Consider the following 18999-nt stretch of genomic DNA (forward strand, 5'->3'; position numbering starts at 1 on the left):
GAAATGCAAAAAGCCGCCCGAGACGGGGCGGCTTTACGCGATATTCAGCAAAGCATAACGGGATCAGCGACCCGTTTTTTTGCGCCATGCCTCATAATTGGCTTTGGTTTCGTCCTTGGTCGCCGGATAAAGGCCGATGATCGGCTTGCCGGCCAGAACTTCTTGCAGAACGAAGTCCTCGAAGCTCTCCATGCCTGCGCATTCTTCGGCCAGTTCGTCGGCAAGATGGGCCGGAATGACAACAACGCCATCCTTATCCCCGACCAGAACATCCCCCGGGAAAACCGGCGCATCGCCACACCCGATCGGCACGTTAAGGTCATAGGCCTCGTGCAGGGTCAGGTTGGTCGGGGCCGACGGACGGTTGTGATAGGCGTGAATATCAAGTTTGCCAATACCCTCCGCATCGCGGAAACCACCATCGGTAACGATACCGACAACGCCGCGCTTCACCAGACGGGTTACAAGGATCGAGCCCGCCGATGCCGCCCGGGCATCCTTGCGGCTATCCATCACCAGAACATGACCAGCCGGGCATTGCTCAACCGCTACACGTTGCGGATGGTTAGGATCGCGGAAAACCTCGATCGGGTTGCGGTCTTCACGTGCCGGGATATAGCGCAGGGTATAGGCCTGCCCGACCATGTTCTCGCCTTTTGGCGCAACCGGGCCAACCTCCTGAATAAACTGGTTCCGAAGGCCGCGTTTAAAAAGGGCGGTGCAAAGCGATGCCGTGCTGACCCGTTTAAGCTTCTCGCGCGTTGCGTCACCAAGGACATAATCGCTCATTATCTGAACTCCGTAGGTACGCCGGGGTGCAATCACCCCGGCAAATCAATGAAAGGCGATCAGGCCAAATCAGTCGGCAGGACATCCGCCGGGATGTTCTGATAGCAGACCGGACGCAGGAAACGACGGATCGACATCGTGCCGACCGACGTCGCCCCGAAATTGGTCGATGCCGGGTATGGCCCGCCATGCACCATGGTGTCGCAAACCTCAACCCCGGTCGGGAAACCATTGGCCAGAATACGACCCGCCTTGCGTTCCAGGATCGGCAACAGCGAACGCGCATCTGCCGCATCCCCGCCATCCATATGGATCGTACAGGTCAGCTGACCTTCAAGCGCCCTGGCAATCGCCTGCATTTCGGCAATGTCCTTCACCCGGACAACAAGCCCAAGCGGCCCAAACACTTCCTCGCCCAGCACATGATTGGCCAGCCAGTTTTCACCGGTGGTCTCAAACAGATACGGCGTCGCATTGCGAAGATCACATGACGTGGTCAGGACTTCCTTGACGCCCGACGTCGCAGCAATACGTTTCGCCCCACTGCGATACGCATCAGCCATGCCATCGGTCAGCATGGTCTGTGCCGCCACATCGCCAAGGCCCGCCTTGGCGGTTGCGACAAACGCATCGGCATCCGGACCATCAAGGACAACCGCAATCCCCGGATTGGTACAGAACTGCCCTGCCCCCATGGTCAGCGACCCGACCCAGCCCCTGGCGAGTTCTTCGGTGCGCGCGCTCATGGCCTTCGGCAGCAGGAACATCGGGTTGACCGAGCCCAACTCGCCAAAGAACGGGATTGGCTCCGGACGCTGCGCGCACAGATCGAACAACGCACGACCACCGCCCAACGACCCGGTAAAGCCGACCGCCTTGATCAGCGGATGCTGCACAAGGCTCTGGCCAACATCACGTTTGCCACCCTGGATCAGGCTGAACACGCCCGGATGAATGCCGCATGCCTTGACCGCAACATCAATCGCCTGGGCCACAATCTCCCCCGTGCCCGGATGGGCCGAATGGCCCTTGACCACGACCGGGCAACCGGCTGCAAGGGCGGCCGCGGTATCACCACCGGCGACCGAGAAGGCCAGCGGGAAGTTCGACGCACCAAACACCGCCACCGGGCCAATCGGGCGCTGCATCAGACGCAGGTCCGGACGCGGCAGGGGTGCACGATCCGGAAGCGCTTCGTCATGACGGCGATCAAGATAATCACCGGCAAGGATATGGCTGGCAAACAGGCGAAGCTGGCCAACGGTACGGCCACGTTCCCCATTCAGGCGCGCTTCCGGCAGGCCGGTTTCCTGGGTACCGATTTCGGTGATTTCCGCACCACGGACGTCGATTTCATCGGCGATCCTATTCAGGAACTTCGCCCGTTCTTCGCGGGTGGAATAGCCATAGGACCAGAATGCGTCTTCGGCAGCCTTGGCAGCCTGATCGACCATGGCCGGGGTGCCGACCGGGAAGGTATTGGCCGGGCCATGGGCCGGTTCGGACTGGAAGGTCTGCTCGCCCGCCACCCATTGGCCGGCAATCAGATGTTTTCCTGTCAGGTTATAGGACATTGGTGCCTCCTTTACGCGGGGATATCCCGGCGCTTATTTCACGAGTTTGTTTTCGCGCATGAATACGACAAGCTTGTCATGCTGCGCAGGCGTCAGGGGCCAAGCTGATGGCGGGCGCGTCGGTCCGCAATCGTTGCCCAGAACCTGCAACGCGGATTTAACTCCGGTCACGTTGGTACCGTTCATTTCTTCGGCTCGGACATCTTCAAATGCCCGCATTTCCGAAATCAGTTTGCGTGCGGTTTCGTAATCGCCGCCTTCAAGGGCCGCATGGATCGCCATCGAACGTTCCGGCCACACATTGATCAGACCCGACGTAAAGCCGCGCGCGCCCACCGCATAGAAGGTCGGCGCCCAGACTTCGGCAAGCCCGCCAACCCAGACGATATCAGGATCGCAGGCTGAAATCGCCTCGGCCAGCTTCATCGGATTTGGCGTCGCCCATTTGACACCGGCAACACCTTCAACTGCACATAGGTCGGCAATCGCCTTGGTGCCAATCGTATCGTTGCGAAGATACAGCATCATCGGCAAACCATCCGACGCATCGGCAATGCGTTTAAGATAGTCGACAACACCTCGTGGTGCGACAAAGGGATCTGGCGGCTGATGGATCATAAGCGCCTCGGCACCGGCGTCCGCCGATGCCTTTGCCAATGCAACCGCATCGCGAATGCCACGCCCGACACCTGCCAGCATCGGCACGCGACCATCAAGCATTTCGGCAACCGATCTGGCCATGGTGATGGCCTCGTCCGTGGTCAGCGCATAAAATTCGCCGGTATTGCCGTTTACCACCGGAAAATGGACACCCGCGGCCAGCGCACGATCAATGATCGGGGAGAGTTTTTTCGGCGCGACATCGCCGTTTTCATCATAAGGCGTAACAAGAATGCCGGAAATCCCGGACAGCACGCCACGCAAATCGGCTTTGGAAAGTGCCATTGGTCAAAGTCCCTGAATTCTGTTGGTGGTGGCGCGATGGGTGCGCCACCAGTTTGTCATCGATCATTGCCGGATCAACCAACCGGCTAATCAGAAGATATCCGGCTCACCGGCGGTTTTGCCGAAGTCGGGCGACAGGAAGTCGAAATCACAGCCTTCATTGGCCTGGGTGACATGCTTGCCAAACATCCAGCCATAACCGCGCTGATAGCGATCCTCGGGCTTTTTCCAAGCCGCGCGACGCCGTTCGAGTTCATCTTCATCCACCAGCATGTCCAGACGACGGTTATCAAGATCAAGCTTCACGATATCGCCGGTTTTCAAAAGGGCGAGCGGCCCGCCGATATAGCTTTCCGGCGCAACATGAAGCACACACGCCCCATAAGACGTGCCCGACATACGCGCATCCGAAATGCGCAACATGTCACGATGCCCCTGCTTGATCAGCGCTTTCGGGATCGGCAGCATCCCCCATTCCGGGAATCCCGGCCCGCCAAGCGGCCCGGCATTGCGTAGAACCATCACATGATCGGGCGTGATATCAAGATTTTCGTCATCAACCGCCTTTTTCATTTCCGGGTAGCTGTCAAATACAAGTGCAGGCCCCTGATGATTGCGGAACCGTTCATCACAGGCGGCCGGCTTGATCACCGCCCCGTCCGGGCACAGATTGCCGCGCAGCACGGCAAGCGATCCTTCGTGATAGACCGGGTTGGACAGCGGACGAATGACATCGTCGTTATAAACCGTCGCGCCCTCAAGGGTTTCTCCAAGCGTCTTGCCGGTCACCGTCGTAACGCTTGTATCAAGCTTGTCGCCAAGTTCCGCCATCAGAGCGCGCAGACCACCGGCATAGAAGAAATCTTCCATCAGGTAATCCCCCTTGCCCGACGGCCGGATATTGGCAATCAGCGGCGTGGTACGGCCAAGAGCGTCAAGATCATCAAGATCAAGCTTGATGCTGGCCCGGCGCGCCATCGCCAGAAGATGCACCACCGCATTGGTCGAACAACCGGTCGCCATCGCAACAACGGCAGAGTTTCTTACCGACGCCGGGGTGACGATTTTTTCAGGCGTCAGATCTTCCCAGACCATATCAACGATGCGACGACCACACTGGGTCGACATACGGATATGACCGGCATCCGGTGCCGGGATCGACGACGCGCCAGGAAGGCAAAGCCCCATGGCTTCGGCAATCGCGGTCATGGTCGATGCCGTGCCCATGGTCATGCAGTGACCATAAGAACGTGCGATGCCGCCTTCGACCCCCACCCATTCCTCGTCACTGATGTTACCCGCACGGCGTTCATCCCAGTATTTCCATGCATCCGACCCAGAGCCAAGGATTTTACCGGCATAATTCCCGCGCAGCATCGGGCCAGCCGGAAGATAGATCATCGGCACACCCGCCGAAATCGCACCCATGACAAGACCCGGCGTGGTTTTGTCGCAACCGCCCATCAAAACCACACCATCGAGCGGATGCGAACGGATCAGCTCTTCTGCCTCCATCGCCAGCAGATTGCGATACAGCATCGAGGTCGGCTTGGTGAAAGATTCATCAACCGAAATCGCCGGAAGTTCGACCGGGAAACCACCCGCCTGATGCACGCCTTTTTTGACATCACCGGAACGTTCGCGGAAATGAGCGTGGCACGGGTTCAATTCCGACCAGGTATTCAGAATTCCGATGACCGGGCGACCTGTCCAGTCTTCCGGATCAAGCCCCATCTGCATCAGACGCGAACGGTGACCAAACGAACGCAGATCGTCGGGCGCAAACCAGCGCGCGCTTCTAAGGTCTTCGGCAGATTTTTTTTGTTTTTCGGACATTGCGTTCCTCCCGTGTATCTGCCCTGCCGGGTGACTATGCACATGCAAACCCGACAGAACAATGCAATTTCATTTATGATGCCATGTATGCGCATACACATCAATGTTGTCAAGTTATCTTACATGTATTTTCCCGTGTGAAGCTTATACAAAAAGACCAAATATTCCGGGATTGACAGAAGTTAAATCGACTTGTATGAATTTATGTATGCGCTTTCATTACGCTTGGAATTTTACAGGCAACAATAACAAGAACAAGCAAAGCGCAGGCCTATCGGGAACCACCCCGGCCGGGCATCTCGGGCAAGGAGCCCTTATTCAGGATCGCGTCATTCGGGAGGAAACAATGACCGGACTTTTCAAAACCCTCGCCACTGCCGTCGGGCTTGCAGCCATACTCGCAGCACCGTCTCTTGCCAACGCAGCCGACCTGCCAAGCAACGTTCGACTGGTCATCGGTTCGAAGTCAACCGGTGGCGACACCTATCAGAACAGCGCAATCATCGCCGAAGCACTTTCGAAAAAACTCGATATCAACGTCAAGGTTGATGCCGTTGGTGTGAGCGAAGCCTTCAAGGCACTTGATCGCGATTCACGTGGCACGACGCTTATGATGTTCCATGACGGTGCCTATATGGGCAACCTTTATGGCGTTCGCGGTTACGACAATATTTTTGAAAAATACAATGTCGGTGCCACCGTCTCGATCAATCCGGGCAACGCATACCTTGTTGCAAAAGACTCTCCGTTCAAATCAATGGAAGACGTCTTTGCCGCTGCGGCTGCCGGACAGCGCATTCGCGTCGCCATTCAGGCTGGTGGCGTTTCGGAAATCGGTCTTTCTGCTATGAAAAACGCAGCAAAAATCATGTATCCGGGCGCTGAAGAAAACATCGTCGCCGTCAATACCGGTTCGCAGGCAGATAAAAACCAGCTTCTGTTTGATCGTCAGGCCGATGTGATCAACGGCTCCGTACAGGCAAACGAACAGTTCACCCAGCTTCCGCAGGACGACCAGAAAGCGATGCGTTTCATCTGGGTAACAGCCCGTGAAAAAACCATCAAACAGGCAAATCCGGAAGGCATGGGCAACACGACCAGCGAAGAATTGCTCGGCTACACCACACCGAATGTAAGCGTCACGATGGACGGCACGAACGACTTCACCTTTGATAAAGAGTTCTTCTTCCTCTTCAACAAAGACATGGATCCGGCAATCGTCGAAACCATCGACAATGCCCTTGCCGAAATCTATGCCGAAGGCAAAATTCAGGAAACCCAGAAGAATTCCTTCTTCATTCCGAACTTCCTGCCATCGAAAGAAGCCTCTGCCTATCTTGAAGGTAAAAGCGAAACCATCCGGAAAATCATCTCTTCGATTTCGACGAACTAGCCATTCCCTGTTGGCCCGGCCATCTGCCGGGCCAACAGGAACATCGACAGATGAAGACTATCCCGACAACCGTGCCCGCCGCTAAAACCGACACGTTTTCAGCACATTGGGCAGCGCGGGATAAGAAGGAGATACTTCATGTCACTGGAATCGCTTTTATCAGTGTCCATTGATTTCGATACATCGCACACGGTATTTCCAACCATCGTTGCCATTGTGCTTGGCATTTTACTGGTTGCGATACTGGCAACGCGCAGTCGCGCGATTTTGGCAACGGTTGGCTCTGTCCCCTGGTGGCCGGCCAAAATTGACCATATGCGTTTTTTCGGAACCCTCGCCGGTACCGTTCTTTATTTCATCGCCATGCCATGGGTGGGCGACTTTTATCCGAATACCGGCCTCGGGTTTTATATCTGTTCGATCCCCTACCTGTTTGCCATGAGCGTGCTTTACCTGCAGCAGCGCGATAAGCGGCATCTGCTGATCGCGGGCCTGAATGCCCTGATAGCACCAAGCGTTGTCTGGTACCTGCTGTCGGAACTTTTCAACATATCGCTTCCTTAAGCCAAGAACGACACGAGAGATTTGATATGGATTTTCTTTCCATTTTAACGCCGTTCTTCTTTACCCTGGTTGCATCCGGCACGGTGATCGGCATCATTTTTGGTGCGATCCCCGGAATGACGGCAACCATGGCGGTCGCGGTGTGTTTACCCCTGACCTATTCCCTTGGTCTGGAAAACGGTCTGGCCCTTTTGCTGGGTCTTTATGTTGGCGGCATTTCGGGCGGACTTGTTCCGGCTATTCTTTTGAATATCCCGGGAACGCCATCCTCAATCGCCACCACATTTGACGGCTACCCCATGACCCAAAAGGGCGACGGTGAAAGCGCCCTTCGGATCGCAGTCATTTCATCTTTTGTCGGCGGCATCATCAGTCTGGCGGCACTCTTCTTCTTTGCCCCCGCACTTGCCGACTTTGCGATCAAATTTTCATATGTTGAAAAATTCCTGATCATCTTCTTTGCGCTGACCGTTATGGCAGCACTTAGCAGCAACATGCTCGTTGGCGTTTTCAGTGGCGTGCTTGGTATCTTCCTTAGCCTGATCGGTGCCTACGATATTTCGCGCGGCGGCAACGGCGAATTGCGTCTGGTACCTGAATTTCTGGAATATTACCTTGAAGGTGGCTTCTCGCTGCTGCCGGTACTGATCGGCATCTTTGGCCTGTCGACCATCCTGATCGAAGCCGAAAGTGGCATGAAGGACGAAAAAGGTCTTTCATCGGTCAAGATCGGCAAAGGCAAACGTTTCGATTTTTCCGTCTTCAAAGGTCAGTTCGTCAACCTGATACGATCTTCAGGGATTGGTACTTTTGTGGGAATTTTGCCCGGTGTCGGCGGCAGTGCCGCATCGATCCTGGCCTATAGCCAGCAAAAAAACTTTTCAAAAAATCCGGAACGCTTTGGCAAAGGCGAACCTTCCGGCGTCATGGCATCGGAAAGTGCGAATAACGGCCTGACCGGCGGCGCGCTGGTACCGTTGCTTTCGCTTGGCATTCCCGGTGATTCCACAACCGCCATCCTGATCGGTGCCTTCACCTTGCAGGGCATTCAGGTCGGCCCCCTGTTTATCGGCAACAATCCGGTAACCTGGGATGCGATGATTGTTGCCATGCTTGCAGCAAACATCGTGATGCTGATTGTCATGATCTTTGCCATCCGGCACATCGCCAAGGTGGTGATGATCCCGAAAAACATCCTGTTTCCGATCATCTTGATGATGTGCGTTGTTGGCGCATACACCATCAATTACGGCGTGATGTTTGATGTCTGGACGTTGTTGATATTCGGTTTGTTTGGCTACTTTGCCCATAAAATCGGCTTGGAAATCGCCCCCTTCATCATCGGTTTTATCCTTGGTCCGTCGGCGGAAATCTATTTCGTCAAAAGCATTGAATCGTTTGGCACGCTCTCGATCTTCTTCACCAAAAGCTGGATCGCGGTTCTGTTGTGGATACTGATTGCACTTTCCGTCTGGTTCTCGGTTGCAATTTCTCGCAAAAAGAAACGGGACCTGACGACATCTGGCAATTAAGATAAAACGCGATTGCCATCCAGTGATGCCAATGTGAAGGTGCCCTCGGATCAAGCCGATGCCAAGGGCGCCTTCACAAAATGACTTCAACAGAGAAACCGTTTTGCCGAAAAACGAAACACCGCACACAATGTCTCAGAACAAAGAACACCATTCGGGCACCGTAACGATGGAATCTGTGGGGCGACTTGCCGGTGTGTCGCAGGTGACGGTTTCGCGTGCCCTTAACGATCCGTCCAAAGTCTCCGCAAAGACACTTCAACGCATCAAAGATGCAATCGAACTGACCGGCTATGTACCAAACATGGTCGCCGGGGCCCTGGCATCCAAGCGAAGTCACCTGATTGTTGCCCTGATCCCGTCCATCACCAACTTCGCCTATTCCGAATTCATCAAGCATTTCATTCAGGTGATGCGCGGGCATGGCTATCATGTTCTGACTGCTGAAACCGGCCTTTCGATGGAAGAAGAAGAATCGGTCCTCGCAACCATGCTAAGCCGCCGTCCCGATGGCATCATGATGACCGGGATCAATCATTCGGCAAAATGCAAACGGATGCTTCTGGGCTCCGGAATTCCGGTGGTTGAAATCTGGGACATGACGGAATCCCCGATTGATACCTGTGTTGGCTTTTCACATGCAAAATCGGGCGAGGAAACCGCGAAGTTCGCGCATAAAAAGGGCTATCGCAATGCGCTGGCCATTTCGGCCGCCGACGAACGTGCGCTGCGACGTAAGGATGCTTTCTCCGAAACCTTTCGCAAGCTAGGCAACAATCCCGTCAAAGAGATATGCCTAGATAGTCCCGCCAGTCTGGAACTGGGACGAAAGTCACTTGCACAGGCTATTGATGAGGGCTTCAAGAACGGCGTTGTCATGTGCAGCTCCGACCTGCTGGCGCATGGGGTCATCATCGAAGCACAGACACGCAATCTGCGCATCCCCGAAGACATTGCAGTGATCGGCTTTGGGAACCAGAATTTTGCCGCTTTCACAGTACCAAGTTTGACATCGCTTCACGTTGACCGGGCTTATCTGGGCTCTCAGGCGGCGACAGCCTTAATGGCACGCATAGACAAAAAGCCGCTGCAAAAGAACTGCATCGATATCGGATTTGAAATTGTCGAACGGGATTCCGCCTGATTTGGCTTAGGCAAAACGCCGGAACAACCCGCGCCGTTCGCGGCAGATCATTGTCAATCCCGCCTGTCGCGCCAGATTGACCGCGGTTAATGTCGGCCCCGAAAGGGTTACAAGTCCGCCCACCCCGCATTGCACGGTTTTGGTGACGATTTCATATGAACAGCGGCTGGTCATAAGGATGAAACCACCGGCTTTATCAACCCCCTGTCGCACCACCGCACCAAGAACCTTGTCGAGCGCATTATGACGCCCGATATCCTCGCGCACGATACGGATGGCGCCGGTCGCATCGACAAACGCACTGGCATGCAAAAGCCCACCGCCTTGGCGGTTACGTGTCTGATGTTCAGGAAGGGCATCAATCGCCCGCAAAACAACATCCTGCGGCATATTCGCCGGCACAACGGTGCCGATCCTGTCCATCGCAACCGCCTCAAGCGATTGCACACCGCAAAGCCCGCAGCCCGAACGCCCTTCAAGGGTACGTTGGCGTACTTCAAGCCGGTCAAGAATATCTTCGTCCAGATCCGCCTCGATCACATAACCCTGCAAGGTTTTCCGCACATCACGCAAATTGATCTGCCCGGCATGATCGGCAATGCCTTCGGACAGGGCAAACCCGATCATGAAATCTTCAAGATCGTGCGGCGACACCATCATTACCGCGTGGGACGTGCCATTGAACGTCAGTGCCGCCGGGATTTCCGGCTGCAGGATCATCGGTGCATCACCAGTGCCATCGCCGCGCGTCACGGCACGCGCCGGATCATGGTCACGGCCATCAATGATGCGATTTGCCGATGTCATTTTTGCTGTCACGCCGGTTGTTTGACCTTGCGGATCAATGGGGCGGCTTCGATCACCAGCGGATGGAAACCGCCATTGCCTCTTTCGATCATGTCAAAAAGCTGCTTGCGCATGCGCGGTTCCCAGAAATCGCTGATATGCCCGGCCACCCCCTCGACCCCTTCGGCGTGGGGTTTTGATGTGAAAAAGGTCGCGATCTGATTGGCCATGTAGACGAGTTTGTCAGGTTCCATTAACGTTTAATCTCCCGCCGGAATTCTTGATTTTACGGACGAAAACACCCGGTTTCATGACACGATCCTATCATGAAACCGGGCAACATTTCGCGCCTATTCGGCCGCATCGACACGTGGAAGGATCCGGCGTGACTGTTCAGCCTGCTTGTCATACTCCACCTGCCATTCGGTCGGTCCGTTACTCGGCGTGACCTGAACCGCGGTAACCTTGTATTCCGGGCAGTTGGTCGCCCAGTCGGTATAATCGGTGGTGATCACGTTGGCCTGTGTGCCCGGATGGTGGAAGGTCGTGTAAACCACCCCCGGTGCAACCCGGTCGGTAATCGTTGCTCGCAACGACGTTTCACCCGACCGTGAGGCCAGACGGATCCAGTCCCCTTCGCGAATGCCACGCTGTTCGGCATCATGGGGATGGATTTCAAGCAGGTCTTCCTTGTGCCATGCAGTGTTTTGCGTACGACGGGTCTGTGCCCCAACGTTATATTGGCTAAGGATGCGCCCCGTCGTCAGCAACAGCGGGAAGCGCGGTCCGGTACGCTCGTCGGTTGCAACATATTCGGTCACAACAAACTTGCCCTTGCCGCGCACAAAGCCGTCGATATGCATCACCGGCGTCCCCAGCGGCGCCTTTTCATTGCATGGCCACTGGATCGATCCTTCGCGTTCCAGAAGGTCATAATTGACCCCGGCAAAGCTTGGCGTGGTGCGGGCAATTTCATCCATGATCTGTGATGGATGGTTATAGCTCCAATCAAGCCCCATCGCACGCGCCAGATTCTGGGTCACTTCCCAATCGGCAAAGCCGTTTTTCGGGCTCATCACCTTGCGAACACGGTTGATACGACGTTCCGCATTGGTAAATGTCCCATCTTTCTCAAGGAAGGTCGAACCGGGCAGGAACACATGCGCATGATTTGCTGTTTCGTTCAAAAACAGGTCATGAACCACAACGCATTCCATCGCCGCAAGACCGGCGGCGACATGCTTGGTATCCGGGTCCGATTGCAGGATGTCTTCACCCTGAATATAGATGCCCTTGAACGTGCCTTCGACCGCGGCATCAAGCATGTTGGGAATGCGAAGACCCGGTTCGCCATCGAGTTTGACGCCCCAGATTTTTTCAAACACGTCGCGCGTCGCATCATCGCTAATATGGCGATAACCCGGTAATTCATGCGGGAACGATCCCATATCACACGAACCCTGCACGTTGTTCTGCCCACGAAGCGGGTTCACACCCACACCCGGACGCCCGATATTACCCGTCGCCATCGCAAGGTTGGCAATCGCCATTACCGTGGTTGATCCCTGGCTGTGTTCGGTCACGCCAAGCCCGTAATAGATCGCGCCATTGCCACCGCGCGCAAAAATACGCGCCGCCTTGCGCACGGTTTCCGCCGGAACCCCCGACAGGCGTTCGACCTCTTCCGGGCTGTTTTGCGGATCGGACACAAACGCCGCCCAATCCTGGAATTCATCCCAGTCGCACCGTTCGCGAATGAATGCCTCGTCAAACAGGCCTTCGGTCACAATCACATGCGCAAGCGACGTCAGAACCGCAACATTGGTACCCGGACGCAATGCCAGATGGGCGGCGGCCTTGATATGCGGTGACTGCACCAGATCAATGCGACGCGGATCAATCACGATCAGCTCCGCCCCCTGACGCAACCGCTTTTTAAGGCGCGATGCAAAAACAGGATGCCCGTCCGTCGGATTGGCCCCGATCAGGATCACCACATCGGTATGTTCGACACTGTCAAAATCCTGCGTCCCGGCCGATGTCCCGAATGTGGTTTTAAGGCCATAACCGGTCGGCGAATGACAGACACGCGCGCACGTATCAACGTTGTTATTGCCAAACCCGGCCCGGATCAGCTTCTGCACAAGGAAGGTTTCCTCGTTCGTGCAACGCGATGACGTAATCCCGCCAATCGCGGCCTTGCCGTATTTTGCCTGAATCGAACGGAACTTGTCCGCCGTGTATCTAAGGGCTTCTTCCCAACTGACTTCGCGCCACGGATCAGACGTGTTTTCGCGGATCATCGGGTTCAGGATACGGTCCTTATGGCTGGCATAGCCATAAGCAAACCGCCCCTTAACGCACGAATGCCCGCGGTTGGCTTTGCCATCCTTGTAAGGCACCATGCGCACCAACTCATCGCCGCGCATTTCCGCCTTGAACGAACAGCCGACCCCGCAATAGGCACAGGTGGTAACGACCGAATGTTCCGGCTGACCGATTTCGATCACCGATTTTTCCTGAAGCGTTGCCGTCGGGCAGGCCTGAACACAGGCACCACACGACACGCATTCTGAATCCAGGAAGTTTTCATGCATGCCCGGCGACACCCGGCTTTCAAACCCGCGCCCCTCAATGGTCAGGGCAAAAGTCCCCTGCACTTCCTCGCACGCCCGCACACACCGCGAACAGACGATACATTTCGACGGGTCATAGGTGAAATACGGGTTGCTCTCGTCCTTGGCCATATAGCGCGGGTTTTCCTCGCCATTCTGGCGGGTCTTGACGTGGTTGCCCCCATCATAACCATAACGCACATCGCGCAGGCCAACCGCACCGGCCATATCCTGCAATTCGCAGTCACCATTCGCCGCACAGGTCAGGCAATCCAGCGGGTGATCGGAAATATAAAGTTCCATCACGCCTTTGCGGATTTTCTTCAATCTTTCGGTCTGGGTATGAACCACCATGCCATCCGCGACCGGGGTCGTGCAGGATGACGGGGTGCCATTCCGGCCTTCGATTTCCACCAGACACAGGCGGCATGAACCGAACGCATCGACCATGTCGGTCGCGCATAGTTTCGGCACCTGAATGCCCGCCTCCATTGAGGCCCGCATGATCGACGTGCCTTCGGGCACGGTCACATCAAATCCGTCGACATTAATTGTCACGGTCTTTTCGGATTTCACGGCGGGGGTTCCGTAGTCGACTTCTTGTATCAAGGACATCGTTCTCACTCCGCAGCTATGTCAAGCGCATGGGGCTTGAAATCATCAGGGAAATGGGTCAGCGCGCTCATCACCGGATAGGGCGTAAACCCGCCCAGCGCACATAGCGACCCGAACTTCATCGTTTCACACAGATCGGCCAGAAGTTCCTTTTGCATTTCGGGATCTTCGCCGCGCGCGATTTTATCCACAACTTCGGTGCCGCGTGTTGATCCGATGCGGCATGGCGTGCATTTGCCACAGGATTCAATCGCACAGAATTCCATGGCAAAGCGGGCCTGTTTCATCATGTCGACACTGTCGTCAAACACGACGACACCGGCATGACCGATCAAACCGTCTGCCTTGGCGAATGCCTCGTAATCAAACGGCGTGTCAAACAATTCGCGCGGGAAATATGCGCCCAGCGGGCCACCAACCTGAACCGCCTTGACCGGGCGACCACTTGCAGTACCCCCACCGATCTGATCAACGATTTCACCCAGTGTCAGGCCAAAGGCCGTTTCATAAAGGCCGCCATGTTTGACATTGCCAGCGATCTGGATCGGGATGGTCCCGCGCGAACGGCCCATGCCGAAATCGCGGTAATATTCCGCACCCTTTTCAAGGATTACCGGCACCGAACACAACGAGATAACGTTGTTAACAACCGTCGGCCGTGCCATGAAGCCCTCAAGTGCTGGAAGCGGCGGCTTGGCGCGAACAACGCCCCGTTTGCCTTCCATGCTGTTCAAAAGCGAGGTTTCCTCGCCACAGACATAGGCACCCGCCCCCATGCGGACTTCCATGTCGAACGCGTAATCCGATCCCAGAACCTTAGGCCCCAGCAGCTTGTTTGCCCGTGCGACTTCTATTGCTTCGTTCATGATGCGGATCGCATCAGGATATTCCGACCTTGTATAGACATATCCCTTGGTCGCCCCGGTCGCCAGACCGGCAATGATCATGCCTTCGATCAGGACGAATGGCTCGCCCTCCATGATCATGCGGTCGGCAAATGTACCACTGTCGCCTTCGTCGGCGTTACAGACGATGTATTTCTGATCACCCGGCGCCTGCCGGACCGTATTCCATTTTATACCCGTCGGGAAACCGGCACCACCGCGCCCGCGAAGACCTGAATCCGTCACTGCCTTGACGATATCCTCGGACGTCATCTTAAGGGCATTTTCAAGCCCCTTGAGCCCGTCATTGGCACGGTAATCGTCAAGCGACACCGGATCGATAATCCCGCACCGCTGGAAGGTCAGGCGCGTCTGCGCCTTCAGGAACGGGATATCCTGCGTATGGCCAAGGTAACGTTTATGATCACTACCGTTCAGGAAACCGGCATCAAACAGGCTATCGACATCTTCGACCGCGACCGGGCCATAGGCCAGACGACCGCGCGATGTTTCGACCTCGACCATCGGCTCCAGCCAGTACATGCCAAACGAACCGTTACGCACGATCTGAACATCTTCGCCGCGTTTCGCCGCCGTCGCGGCAATGGCAGTTGCGACTTCGTCCGCACCAAGGGCAACGGAACCTGAGTCAAGCGGGACGTAAATCTTGACTGTCATGATTCCACCTCGCTCAGGATGCGATCAAGGCGATCCTTGCTGACCCGTCCGATGACCTTGCCATCCACCATGGCGGCCGGCGCACAGGCACAAAGCCCAAGACAGAAAACCGGTTCAAGCGTCACATTCTGGTCGCTGGTCGTTTCCGACCAGTCGACTTTCAGTTTGCGCTTCGCATGATCGCTCAGATCATCCGCGCCCATCGACTGGCACGCCTCGGCGCGGCAGATCTTGATCACGTGTCTGCCCGGCTTTTCTTCACGGAAATCATGATAAAAACTGGCAACCCCGTGGACTTCCGCCCGGCTGAGATTGAGCTTCTTGGCAATGGTCTGAAGGGCACCTTCGGGAATAAAGCCAAATTCTTCCTGCACTTCATGCAGAATCGGCAAAAGCGGTCCTTCAAGTCCGGCCAGACCATCACAAATGGTACCAACCCGGACGGATATTTCCTCGGTCGTCTCTGTTGCAGACATGCAAGCCTCTCTCACTTAGCAGTCTATTGAATTCTTTGTTATTCTTCACAGTGTCGGTGATTGCCAACGCCTGTTCAATAAAGCCATCCCGTTACGCGATAGCGAAAACCTATCAAGCCCTCTCAGGCGGGCTCCAGTTCAGAAATATTCTTTGCCTCTTTCAGCAACGCCGACACAACCGGTGTTGCCGGTTCGCGCTTTGCCGCGATCATACCCACCAGATGAGACGCATCAGGATCAACAATCGGGATCGATTTGACCCGGTCGCGCATACTGAATTCCTTGACCATCTTGACCGGCATGATGCTGGCCCAGTTACCGGTATGCACATGGGTAAAAAGCGCAATCATCGAATCACTTTCCAGCGTCGGGCTGATACGCGCGCCCGCCTCGTTCAGATGCTGATTGATAATCCGCCGGTTCTGCATATCGGGTGTCAGCAAACATAACGGAAATTCTGCCGCCTCACGCCACGTGATGCTTTCGCGGTCACCGATATCATCGAAATTCGATGTCACAAGATGATAGCGCTCATAATAAAGCGGGATCGATGTCACACGGCCAAGCGGCTCATTATCCAGATAGGTAATCCCGACATCGATTTGAAGATTATCAAGCAGCGCCTGAATTTCTGTCGAAGTCCGCGACAGTACCGCAAAGGTCACATCCGGATGCTTTTCGCGAAACGGCGTGGTCAATTCATGCACCATCGAAAGTGCTGTCGGAATAACCGCAATCTGCACCTGCCCGGTCAGACCGAACCGCATCGCGCGCATTTCATCACGCATCGAACGCGAACTTCCGACAATATGGCGCGCCCATTCCAGAACCCGCTCGCCTTCTGGCGTCAGCCCCTGATAGCGCGAACCACGACGCACCAGAACCACACCAAGATGGTCTTCAAGCTGGCGAAGGGCACTGGAAAGGGTCGGCTGCGTCACACCGCATTCCTCGGCGGCGTGACCAAAATGCTGCTCTCTGGCAAGCACGATAAACATTTCGAGTTTGTCGATCATGGCGTATCCGGCGCCTTTCGGGGAAACCCCGTCTGGTGGCGCACTTTATGTGATTGATGGACACCATTTGCGGGGCGGGTGTCCTGATTGCAGGATAACCCGAATGGCCATAAAAGCCGAAGGGTTAATCCTGCAACAGGACCGGACATGACATTGATGCACTATCATGTCCAGGCGGGTCCGGGGACAGACGAACATACCCGGGCCCAGTGGTACCGGTCAGGGCCAAAGCCGACCGGCACCGGGGTTCGGCTTTACGCCTCAGACGTTGCCTCGCGGCCGGTCGGGGTCGGTTTGGCCGGGTCCGCTGCGGTTTCCATGTAATGCTTGTCATGGATCGGCTTGACCAGCGCGTTGGCAATCAGGCCAATCACCAGCAGGGCCGCCATGGCATACATGGTGGTGTTATAAAGGCTTGGCGTCGGATCAACCGTCCCGGCCGGGGCGATTTCCATCAGACGGCCAATCGTCACGGTTTTGGCCGCAATCAGCTGATCAAGCTGTTCCATACCCGCACCGAACTTTGCCTGAAACGCTGCCGGATCGATCTTGGCAGCCAGTTCCTTGATCGAATTGCCGACCGATGTCTGACGCAGCTGGGTGATGGCAAGCGGGCCAAGCACGCCCGCGACACTCCATGCGGTCAGAAGACGACCATGGATGCCACCGACATATTTGGTTCCGAAAACATCTGCCAGGTAGGCCGGAATGGTCGCAAAACCGCCACCATACATCGTGAAGATGATCATGGTTGCGCCATAGAACATCACAAGCCATGTCACCACCGGGTTCACACTGACCTGCCCCGCAGCATACGGGATCGACAGATACAGGATGATGCCAAGGATGAAGAAGCAGTAGTAGGTGTTCTTGCGTCCGATATAGTCCGAAATCGACGCCCAGAAGAACCGGCCACACATGTTAAAGACCGAAATCATGAACACATAAGTCGCGGCAAAGCCGGAATTGACCACCAGCGGCAGGGTGCTGCCGAAAATCTCGCTCATCATGGTTTTGGCAACGCCAATCACCCCGATGCCTGCCGTCACGTTAAAGCACAGCACGATCCAAAGCATATAGAATTGCGGGGTTTTCAGGGCCTGATCGATATGAACGTTGTTCTGGGTGATCATGCGCTTGGATGCAGTATCTGCGGTCGGCGGTGTCCAGCCAGCCGGGAGCCATCCTTCGCGCGGTACACGATACGAAAACGCCGCAATGACCATGACGATGAAATAGGCAATGCCAAGCGTAAAGAAGGTCGCCGCCGCACCGGTATTGCCCGTGCCAGCAACATATACGCCCTGCTCGATCGTCACCGGCGCCGACGCAACCTGTGCCGCACCGGCCACAACAACCTCGACCATCTGGCCACCGACTTCGGCCATACGCTTGCCGCCTTCGGTGACAAGGTTCACGGCACTTTCCGGGCCAAGATATTCCGGCACCTTATAGAAGAATGAAAGCAGGCTTTCCTTGATCGGCGTTGCGATCATCGCACCACCGCCAAAGCCCATGATCGCCATACCGGTTGCCATGCCGCGACGGTCCGGGAACCAGCGGATCAGGGTTGATACCGGCGATACATAGCCAAGCCCAAGGCCACAACCGCCAAGCGCGCCATAACCCAGATAAACCAGCCAAAGCTGATGGGTCGCAATGCCCATGCCACCGATGATGAAACCACCGCCCCAGCAAAATGCGGCAACAACACCCACCATACGAGGGCCGACTTCTTCAAGCCATTTGCCGCCGAATGCCGCGGCCAGCCCCAGAAATACAATCGCGACCGAGAAAATCCAGACAACAGATTGCAGGCCCCAGTCACCAGAGCTTGACGCAACCACGCCGAATTCCTTGATCAGTGGCGGGTTGAAAATCGACCAAGCATAGACAGAGCCGATGCAAAGATGAATGGCGATGGATGCTGGCGGAACTTTCCAGCGATTGAAATCGTCCCCTGCGACGATATGTTCTTTTTTAAGGCGATCAAACATTTGTGTTTTTCCTCCCGGTATTATGTTCATCCGGCGGCCCCATCCCCCCAAATCGGCTGAATGCTGCAAGGCCATATCGGTAAGACCCGGAAAACACACTTTCGCAATCGCTATGCCATTCAGCCTGTTGCCTGATTTTCTGGAAGTTTTTGAAA

Annotated in this window: 15 protein-coding genes; 4 read left to right on the plus strand and 11 right to left on the minus strand. The window is 55.6% G+C overall.

The genetic code is table 11. The features are described 5' to 3' along the window. Nucleotides 1-63: 63 nt before the first annotated feature. The 4 genes from P8T57_RS00430 to araD form a co-directional block, all read right to left on the minus strand. Nucleotides 64-789, minus strand: coding sequence for a ribonuclease activity regulator RraA (locus P8T57_RS00430; protein WP_071240614.1), 726 nt, complete (start codon nt 787-789; stop codon nt 64-66). A gap of 59 nt (nt 790-848) precedes the next feature. Next, nucleotides 849-2363 carry an aldehyde dehydrogenase (NADP(+)) gene (locus P8T57_RS00435; protein WP_341364243.1) on the minus strand — a complete coding sequence of 505 codons (1515 nt, stop codon included), beginning with the start codon at nt 2361-2363 and terminating at the stop codon, nt 849-851. A 33-nt stretch (nt 2364-2396) separates the two neighbouring features. Further along, a complete protein-coding gene (locus tag P8T57_RS00440) occupies nt 2397-3308 on the minus strand; it encodes a dihydrodipicolinate synthase family protein (RefSeq protein ID WP_341364244.1) in 912 nt (303 codons plus the stop codon). A 90-nt stretch (nt 3309-3398) separates the two neighbouring features. Beyond that, nucleotides 3399-5144: an L-arabinonate dehydratase gene (gene araD / locus P8T57_RS00445; protein WP_341364245.1), complete on the minus strand. Its 1746-nt coding sequence runs from the start codon at nt 5142-5144 to the stop codon at nt 3399-3401. Between the two features lie 346 nt (nt 5145-5490). Between araD and P8T57_RS00450 the strand changes: the two genes are divergently transcribed. From P8T57_RS00450 to P8T57_RS00465, 4 genes are all read left to right on the plus strand, one after another. Then, a complete protein-coding gene (locus tag P8T57_RS00450; RefSeq protein WP_341364246.1) occupies nt 5491-6537 on the plus strand; it encodes a hypothetical protein in 1047 nt (348 codons plus the stop codon). 138 nt (nt 6538-6675) lie between these two features. Continuing rightward, on the plus strand, nt 6676-7101 hold the full coding sequence (locus P8T57_RS00455) for a tripartite tricarboxylate transporter TctB family protein (RefSeq protein ID WP_007090598.1): 426 nt from the start codon (nt 6676-6678) through the stop codon (nt 7099-7101). A gap of 26 nt (nt 7102-7127) precedes the next feature. After that, nucleotides 7128-8633, plus strand: a complete 1506-nt coding sequence (locus tag P8T57_RS00460; RefSeq protein ID WP_037992668.1) for a tripartite tricarboxylate transporter permease — start codon at nt 7128-7130, stop codon at nt 8631-8633. A 130-nt stretch (nt 8634-8763) separates the two neighbouring features. Next, the gene (locus tag P8T57_RS00465) at nt 8764-9777 is read left to right on the plus strand and encodes a LacI family DNA-binding transcriptional regulator (protein ID WP_341364247.1); all 1014 of its coding nucleotides are present in this window, start codon (nt 8764-8766) and stop codon (nt 9775-9777) included. A 6-nt stretch (nt 9778-9783) separates the two neighbouring features. On the opposite strand, the gene fdhD is transcribed toward P8T57_RS00465, so the two are convergent. The 7 genes from fdhD to P8T57_RS00500 form a co-directional block, all read right to left on the minus strand. Further along, nucleotides 9784-10584 (minus strand): formate dehydrogenase accessory sulfurtransferase FdhD, encoded by an 801-nt coding sequence (gene fdhD, locus P8T57_RS00470; RefSeq protein ID WP_341364248.1) that lies wholly within the window; start codon nt 10582-10584, stop codon nt 9784-9786. A gap of 8 nt (nt 10585-10592) precedes the next feature. Then, nucleotides 10593-10817, minus strand: a complete 225-nt coding sequence (locus P8T57_RS00475) for a formate dehydrogenase subunit delta (protein WP_037992672.1) — start codon at nt 10815-10817, stop codon at nt 10593-10595. A 96-nt stretch (nt 10818-10913) separates the two neighbouring features. Next, the gene (gene fdhF, locus P8T57_RS00480; protein ID WP_341364249.1) at nt 10914-13793 is read right to left on the minus strand and encodes a formate dehydrogenase subunit alpha; all 2880 of its coding nucleotides are present in this window, start codon (nt 13791-13793) and stop codon (nt 10914-10916) included. A 5-nt stretch (nt 13794-13798) separates the two neighbouring features. Further along, nucleotides 13799-15355: an NADH-quinone oxidoreductase subunit NuoF gene (locus P8T57_RS00485; protein WP_037992673.1), complete on the minus strand. Its 1557-nt coding sequence runs from the start codon at nt 15353-15355 to the stop codon at nt 13799-13801. Next, nucleotides 15352-15831 carry a formate dehydrogenase subunit gamma gene (locus P8T57_RS00490; protein WP_007090605.1) on the minus strand — a complete coding sequence of 160 codons (480 nt, stop codon included), beginning with the start codon at nt 15829-15831 and terminating at the stop codon, nt 15352-15354. The genes P8T57_RS00485 and P8T57_RS00490 overlap by 4 nt, the downstream gene beginning before the upstream one ends. 122 nt (nt 15832-15953) lie before the next feature. Beyond that, nucleotides 15954-16847, minus strand: coding sequence for a LysR family transcriptional regulator (locus tag P8T57_RS00495; protein WP_007090606.1), 894 nt, complete (start codon nt 16845-16847; stop codon nt 15954-15956). Between the two features lie 254 nt (nt 16848-17101). Then, nucleotides 17102-18844 carry an OFA family MFS transporter gene (locus P8T57_RS00500; RefSeq protein ID WP_007090607.1) on the minus strand — a complete coding sequence of 581 codons (1743 nt, stop codon included), beginning with the start codon at nt 18842-18844 and terminating at the stop codon, nt 17102-17104. Between the last annotated feature and the right edge of the window lie 155 nt (nt 18845-18999).

The sequence above is a fragment of the Thalassospira sp. SN3W genome (assembly GCF_038070535.1).
GTDB classification, from domain to species: domain Bacteria; phylum Pseudomonadota; class Alphaproteobacteria; order Rhodospirillales; family Thalassospiraceae; genus Thalassospira; species Thalassospira xiamenensis.